Origin of the sequence: Geobacillus sp. DSP4a (assembly GCF_013096875.1) — a bacterium.
GTDB lineage: Bacteria > Bacillota > Bacilli > Bacillales > Anoxybacillaceae > Geobacillus > Geobacillus thermophilus.
The window spans coordinates 1-5,321 of the sequence record NZ_SDLD01000082.1; the positions used below are offsets into that span (position 1 = coordinate 1).

Genomic DNA, 5,321 nt, shown 5'->3' on the forward strand with positions numbered 1-5,321 from the left:
GGGAGTGTGGTATGCTTGTTCATAGAGAGCACCTCCTGGGTTTGTTTGTGTCGCTACTCACATTCTACAGGAAAGGTGCTCTTTTTTCTATACCCTTTGGATTTTATTGGATAATCAACACGCCTGTTTACACAAAATTTTATACATCATCATTAAAAGAAAATCTCTATTTTCCTCTCTTCTATCCATTTGGCGAAATTTGCATTTTTAATTTCTGTATGGAATGACTGTCCATCTAACGAATAAATGACCTTCCTTGACTCGTTTCGACCGCTACTCTGCACAAAAGCATAGATTTCTTCTGAGCTTAATTCCGTATTCTTAATGGATAATTGTAGAATACAGTCATAAGACAGCAGGATGTATTGCTCTTTAAACATCAAAAAATCATCGACACCTAATATTCGAAATAAACTTTCGTTATTTACAAAAGTATTATACATCGTATATACACCTTTGCCGTCATCACTACATATATAGGCAGGACCGTAGTACTGATGAACAAGCAATAATGAGAAAAAACAAATAAAGCGCTCTCCTGCATTATTTCCGTTATGTAAAATGATTTGTCTCAATTTCGGAAGATCCGAAAAAGAGGATAATTCACATCGTTCCAGATTATTAATAATATCTCTATTTACTCTGAAAGCTTCCAAAGCTACTTGTTTCATCGCATCAAATATGTATTGCTTTTTCGTCATTCCTTTTTCTAATAATTGATAAATGGTTTCCATCGATATAATGTATAGCTGTTTCTTCGCCGATAATTGTTTGAAAAGCTCAAAGTAATAATCATTATACCGTTCCTTTGTGGGTATATTCCTAAAAGACTCTTCTAACACTACATCAGGAATAAGAAAAACCGGGGACTGATGAAACGCCTGCAGCAAAAGCGGCAAATTTGATATTTGTTTTCTTAATTTCGTTAAAATCATATTATCTAACATATAAAATGTTTGGTGTTCGTTTAGTGACTGGTACAATTGCTCCGTATTATCTGAAATAAACGGACGAACCGATTCTAAAACAGGAGAATCGAGGACCTTCATCCTTTAGTCCCCCTTTGATCATGCACTGACGCCAACACTTGTTCATATAGCTTATCATAAGATTTTTTAATCGATTGAAGATCCTCCTCATACATCAATCCTTTTGCTTTTTCATACAATTCATCAAACCCGCTGATGTTTATTGTATAACTAGGCTCGAAAAATGATTTGTCTATATCATGAGGAATACGATTTCTATAATCATAGTCCAATGCATTTTTCGCTTCGTTAATCGTGATCAATTCGTTTTGAGCAAGTTTAACAACTAACGCTTTATACGGGATCTGGAAGATACTGATTAATCGCATAATTTTTTCTGGGAGAGATTGTTTCGTATGAGCAGTTTCTAAAAATTGAAAGCTTCTTTCTAACACAAAGTCATTAATTAAAAATTCGGAAGCGAAGAGATTAGGAAGCCGCTCTTTTTCATCATAAATATGATCAATCATGATAAAATTTTGGTCAGGGTTCTTAATTTTATCTCTGTCAAAAAAGAAATGATAAAACTCGTGCGCCCACATGAAATTTTCATATATTCTCGGCTGTGCGGTATTAATATGGACATAATAATCACCGTTATAGTAATACACAAGCCCACCATAGTCAGCATTTTGAATCGGAAACTGCAATACATTTGCATGCTCGTAAAGATAAGTTTTTATAAAATCAAGCGGCTTTACATGAGCAAGAGGATCTCCGAGGGAGTAAATACGGTCCATCGCCTTTTTAATTTTCGGCAAATGTGTTTTGTTATGCTCTAGAATCATTTCAAGATTATCTTTTGTAATCAATGGACTACCCCCTTGGATTTTCCGAATTTGTGACTGATTTTAAAACATCGATCAGTTCAACAAATTCGCTAAAAAGATGCATGCCCTTTTTTAATTCTTCGTCCACTGTACCGTGAAACGAAAGTGCCACATAATTCATAAATGAATCAGATCGGCTACGGTCAAACGTTTTTTCTTTGAATTCCATATCTGCCTTGTAAAAAAAGAACGGATCTTTGATGCGGAATAGCTTATTGATCTTTGCAACATACTCCTCCACATTTCCTTCGCCTTTTAAGAAATTATAATAAGCTGTCTTCTTAATACCAGTGCGTTCCATCACCCATGAATGTTTAATACCTTTACTTTCTATATATTTTTTGACATTCTGACCTACAATTTTGTTTGTATTTACCATACATTTCACCTCCGTATCTACAATAAATTATAAATAAGAATGTATTGATTTTCTATATATTTTCCTCAAAAAGCGGAATATATGATTATTTTATGCAAAAAATTATTAAAAAGTTCTCGATAAAACTCATTTTTTCCTTAAAAAGAGGAATGTATTGCTATATGTTGCCTCCTTAAGCGTTCGATCGGGTTCAGTTGCGGAGAATACGGAGGAAGGTAAATGAAGTGAAAACTCCGTCCTTCTTCCCGCAAAAACTCTCTCACCATTTTGGCATGATGAATTCGGGCGTTATCCAGCACCAAGACGATGAGACGATCCGGGTAACACTCTTTGAGAATCCGCAGGAAATCCAAAAATGTTGTCGCATTGGCCGCTCCTGCTTGATAAAGAACTGTTTCGCCATCATGGACGTTAACGGCGCCAAACAGCGATACGTGAGCATGATGGCCGAACGTCGGCACTTGCTTTTGACGGCCAACCTCTGACCATGTCGTACGCAACACATGATACGATCGGATATGCGTTTCATCGATGTACAACAGGACGGAATCTGGATTGATTAAGTTTTTTTTATTAGATCCATTTGTTTTTCGAAGTGTTTTTGTCGATCCGGATCTCCTTTCGCCAACGTGTAAGTCGGCCGGGTCCACGAAAGCCCTTTTCGATGCAAGAGTTTTCGCAAGGCTTCGCGGGACATGGAGATGCCATAATGGTGGTGTACATAGGATTGAAGGATCTTCGTATTCCACGCCGAAGCGATGTCCCAGCCCAGCTCCGCGGGTGTCGTGGTCAACACAAGGTGTTTGATCTCTTCCTGCTGTTCTTCGGTGAGAAACGGCTCTCGCCCAGGGGCAAAATCCCGATGAAGCAGGAGTTCCAGGCCCCCTTCGTTAAACAGCGACACATAATGGGAAACGGTTTGGCGGCACACGTTGACCATGGAGGCCACGTCTTTGCCCAAATAGCCTTCCATGGCCAGGCGGACGGCCATCACACGTTGGCGGAGATGAGCGTTTTTGATCTTCCGTTCCTGCTTGCGGAGTTTCCGGGGCGTCCATCCATGGTTGTCGGTGATGTTGAGACGTTTCATGCAGAATTCCGCTCCTTTTCCATGCTTTTCCTTAGGAGCAGTATAACCAGAGTGGGCACCGCTTATGCGAAGGTTAACTTTTCAATGAGCATGTATATAGTTCACCATTAAATCCCTAGTTGAAGTTCGTGTACAGTATATTTGCTTTTTGTCACAACTCCCGGGCTCCGCAATGTTTCATGCACCTTCTCATTATACAACCGAACGTTTTCATTGATGATCTTCCACTCCACCGATCGCTGGTGGCAAAACCCATCGATATCATTGTCGAGATGTTTCACATAGCGATAGGGGCCAATGATGCCGATGCTGAGCCATGCGCCATGGCGAACCAACACGATATCCCCTTGTTCCATCGTATTGACAAACGCCCAGATCGCACCAAGAGCGTTGCCAAGCTTTGCCCCCGAATAATGGTACACGTTGCGCAATCGCTCTCTCCGTTCATCTTTGCTTATGCCGTCTAAATTGCCAATCAGCGGCCAGCCAATCCCTATGACTTGATCGCGAATGAATTGGTCGTACCGCTGAAACCCATGCGGTTTTGTTTTCATTTGAAATACATGCGCCATTTCCAATCCCCCGTTTCCCTTTCAACCTCCGCCTTAGCCAAACCGCCCCACCCATCAAAAAGCGACAGGCGCGTAACCACCTCAACTTCTTGCATGCTTCTGAAGAACAGCCGTAATCGCCTCAATCGTTTCTTTGGCGGCATCCGTCAACGCTTCAAACTTAAAGGCAATCGACTGGGCGTTTGGATTGATGGATGGTTCTTCGTTTTGATCTCTGCGAAACGCCGTGATCGCCTCCAAGTCTTGTTTGAGCCCATCGGGAAGCAACGCTCGCTCGAACCTCCAACTGACAATGCAGGGCTCTTTCGCTGTGTAATCGTTGGATCCTTCATATTGTATAGCCCCGATGCGCTTCTTCCCTTTCTCGGAAGCGGCATCATTCATAAACAACTGCACGGTTTGCTTTGCATGGCCATCACATACATGCAAGCCTGCTTCCATCGATTTGTTTGCGATGAAATGGAAAATGGGTGCAACGGCAAAGCGGTACTCAAACATCTTCACCTTTTCTCCCCCCCTTTTTTTGTCATATTTGCAACAGGCTCATCTGCCCCCAACAAAATGACGAGCAATCTCCGTTCATGCATCATTAAGGATTCTTTCAACAAAAACAAGCAAACTCCTGCATATGAATGAAAAAAATAGAGGCCCAACCAATGTTTCTCTGTTTCGATTAATCCTCGAGTGGATCCTTCCTGCCTCCACGAGCCTTTTTGTCACTTCAATGTCTTCCCTCGACGGCTGGCAATGACCGCTGGGATGATTATGGGCTACGATGATGGAAGCCGAGTTGGAGAGAATGGCAGCCTTCATCACCTCCCTCGGATGCACGATGCTGGCGTTCAGGCTGCCGACATGGCAAACGTTGATGGCAGTCGGCTGGTTTTTCGTGTTAAGGCAGACAACGACAAACTTCTCACGGTCGGATTCCACAAGAAACGGCTTCAGCAGCTTGTACGCATCTTCTGGCGATTTGATTTGACGCTCCTTGTACAGCACGCTAGATTCACGAACGAGCTTCAGACTTACAATATTGACGCGCTTCGCTGGCTGTTTGGCAGGTACCTCTCTTTCCAGCAACTCTAGCTGTTGGTGGTTGTTGGTTTGATACTTGCTCGTCCTTTTCCCTCCCGAAACAAAATAGCCTCCATTCCTTTCGGGGAATGGAGGCTAGTCAAAGTGTATAGAACTTGTATTTAACTCACATTTCGCACCCTAACAAGGTCAAAACAAAGGATTTTTTATTTAGTTTTTCAGAATAACTTTTTGACCAACACAACGAGCGATGGCAATCCTTTTTTTACCATCGCTGGTCGTTCCGTATCACGTTACACGTAGATGCTCTCATCCATGCCCAATCCCTGCAGAATCCTTCGCTGATCAGGGGTAAGGGAGCGATCCAGTGAGCGTTGGATGCGCCCA

8 protein-coding genes are annotated in these 5,321 nt (G+C 42.0%); all 8 read right to left on the bottom strand.

The genetic code is table 11. The features are described 5' to 3' along the window. Nucleotides 1–152 precede the first annotated feature (152 nt). Entirely contained in the window at nt 153–1,049 is an 897-nt protein-coding gene (locus ETC02_RS16030; protein WP_050367863.1) for a hypothetical protein, read from the bottom strand. Beyond that, nucleotides 1,046–1,840 carry an ImmA/IrrE family metallo-endopeptidase gene (locus ETC02_RS16035; RefSeq protein WP_050367864.1) on the bottom strand — a complete coding sequence of 265 codons (795 nt, stop codon included), beginning with the start codon at nt 1,838–1,840 and terminating at the stop codon, nt 1,046–1,048. The genes ETC02_RS16030 and ETC02_RS16035 overlap by 4 nt, the downstream gene beginning before the upstream one ends. Before the next feature lie 4 nt (nt 1,841–1,844). Further along, nucleotides 1,845–2,237, bottom strand: a complete 393-nt coding sequence (locus ETC02_RS16040) for a hypothetical protein (protein ID WP_033013770.1) — start codon at nt 2,235–2,237, stop codon at nt 1,845–1,847. Nucleotides 2,238–2,374: 137 nt separating this feature from the next. After that, nucleotides 2,375–2,776 (bottom strand): IS630 family transposase, encoded by a 402-nt coding sequence (locus tag ETC02_RS16045; protein WP_253264176.1) that lies wholly within the window; start codon nt 2,774–2,776, stop codon nt 2,375–2,377. 20 nt (nt 2,777–2,796) lie between these two features. Then, the gene (locus ETC02_RS16050) at nt 2,797–3,327 is read right to left on the bottom strand and encodes a helix-turn-helix domain-containing protein (protein WP_171698419.1); all 531 of its coding nucleotides are present in this window, start codon (nt 3,325–3,327) and stop codon (nt 2,797–2,799) included. 107 nt (nt 3,328–3,434) lie between these two features. Beyond that, nucleotides 3,435–3,899, bottom strand: a complete 465-nt coding sequence (locus ETC02_RS16055; protein ID WP_050368731.1) for a hypothetical protein — start codon at nt 3,897–3,899, stop codon at nt 3,435–3,437. 81 nt (nt 3,900–3,980) lie between these two features. Further along, entirely contained in the window at nt 3,981–4,397 is a 417-nt protein-coding gene (locus ETC02_RS16060) for a hypothetical protein (RefSeq protein WP_216367866.1), read from the bottom strand. Between the two features lie 81 nt (nt 4,398–4,478). Then, nucleotides 4,479–4,979, bottom strand: coding sequence for a JAB domain-containing protein (locus ETC02_RS16065; protein ID WP_171698420.1), 501 nt, complete (start codon nt 4,977–4,979; stop codon nt 4,479–4,481). Nucleotides 4,980–5,321: the final 342 nt, after the last annotated feature.

Excerpts from the sequence above, each read along its gene's own strand:
- ETC02_RS16055 (WP_050368731.1), bottom strand. The coding sequence starts at position 3,899 with ATGGCGCATGTATTTCAAATGAAAACAAAACCGCATGGGTTTCAGCGG.
- ETC02_RS16060 (WP_216367866.1), bottom strand. The coding sequence starts at position 4,397 with ATGTTTGAGTACCGCTTTGCCGTTGCACCCATTTTCCATTTCATCGCA.
- ETC02_RS16040 (WP_033013770.1), bottom strand. The coding sequence starts at position 2,237 with ATGGTAAATACAAACAAAATTGTAGGTCAGAATGTCAAAAAATATATA.
- ETC02_RS16050 (WP_171698419.1), bottom strand. The coding sequence starts at position 3,327 with ATGAAACGTCTCAACATCACCGACAACCATGGATGGACGCCCCGGAAA.
- ETC02_RS16030 (WP_050367863.1), bottom strand. The coding sequence starts at position 1,049 with ATGAAGGTCCTCGATTCTCCTGTTTTAGAATCGGTTCGTCCGTTTATT.